This window comes from Pseudoduganella sp. RAF53_2 (assembly GCF_052113985.1).
Taxonomy (GTDB): domain Bacteria; phylum Pseudomonadota; class Gammaproteobacteria; order Burkholderiales; family Burkholderiaceae_D; genus Rugamonas.
In genome coordinates this window covers 1-1,349 of record NZ_JBFRDW010001007.1, presented here as the reverse complement: position 1 = coordinate 1,349, position 1,349 = coordinate 1, and the positions used below count along the sequence as shown (strand labels likewise).

Below are 1,349 nucleotides of genomic sequence, written 5' to 3'. Positions count from 1 at the left end.
TACCATTTAGTGCCTGACCCCATAAAAGAAAAAATGCCCCGAGCGCGGAGCATCGGGGCTTTTTAGCGGCTGCAACAGCCGGAGGCTTTATTTCAGGTGATCGGAGATCAGCTTGGTCATTTCGAACATGGACACCTGCGATTTGCCGCCGAATACGGCCTTCAGCTTGTCGTCGGCATTGATCATGCGGCGATTTGCTGCATCTTGCAGGTTCAGTTTTTTGATGTAGTCCCACACTTTCTTGGTCACTTCGGTGCGTGGCAGCGGAGCGGAACCGACCACCGCGGACAGTGCGGACGAAGGCGTCATGGCTTTCATGAATGCTGCGTTTGGCTTGCGGGCAGCAGGCGCTGCTTTCTTTGCTGCTGGTTTTGCTGCTGCTTTAGCCGGTGCTGCCTTTTTGGCGGCTGGTTTGGCTGCGGCTTTCTTTGCTGGTGCTGCTGGGGTTTTCTTGGCTGTTGCCATATTCGAGCCTCCTTAACAAACACTGGGGAAAATTGCGCAATACATTCGCACGGCTAATATTGGTGGGGATTTGCAGCTTATGCAAGTGTTTTTTCCCTTTTTTGTGGGAAACACACGTTAATCCCAGCCCCAGAGTGAAAAAAGCCGCCCGCAGGCGGCTTTCAGAGGGAGATTGCGCCGTTTAGCGCATGCCCGGCATCATGCCTTTCATCGATCGCATCATCTTCATCAGACCGCCGCCGGACAGCTTTTTCATCATGGTCTGCATCTGCTCGAACTGATTGAGCATACGGTTTACCTCTTGCACCTGGACGCCTGCGCCGGCTGCGATGCGGCGCTTGCGTGCCGCCTTGATCAGCTCCGGCTTGGCGCGTTCCTGCGGCGTCATCGAGTCGATGATGCCGACCATGCGGCGCACCTGCTTTTCCGCCTGGTCCATATTGGCGCCGGACGCAGCTTGCTGGAACTGGGCCGGCAGCTTGTCGAGCAGGCCGGACATGCCGCCCATTTTCTTCATCTGCGACAGCTGGGACTTGAAGTCGTTCATGTCGAACTTGCCGCCCGACTTGACCTTGGCGGCCAGTTCGGCCGCCGCCTTCTCGTCCACACCCTTGCGCGCTTCTTCCACCAGGGCCAGGATGTCGCCCATGCCCAGGATGCGGTTGGCCATACGGGCCGGGTCGAACGCTTCCAGGCCGTCCAGCTTTTCGGACACGCCGGCAAACTTGATCGGCTTGCCCGTGATGTGGCGCACCGACAGCGCCGCACCACCGCGCGAGTCGCCATCCAGCTTGGTCAGCACGATACCGGTCAGCGGCAGCGCATCGTTAAAGGCCTTGGCGGTGTTGATCGCGTCCTGGCCCAGCATGGCGTCGACCACGAAC

Annotated in this window: 1 protein-coding gene and 1 pseudogene; both read right to left on the bottom strand. The window is 58.4% G+C overall.

Annotated features, from left to right (window positions below):
- Window positions 1-87 precede the first annotated feature (87 nt).
- Window positions 88-465 (bottom strand): SWIB/MDM2 domain-containing protein, encoded by a 378-nt coding sequence (locus tag AB4Z11_RS31860; RefSeq protein ID WP_442030200.1) that lies wholly within the window; start codon window positions 463-465, stop codon window positions 88-90.
- A gap of 181 nt (window positions 466-646) precedes the next feature.
- Window positions 647-1,349 (bottom strand): annotated as a pseudogene (locus AB4Z11_RS31855) (signal recognition particle protein); the annotation flags it as partial.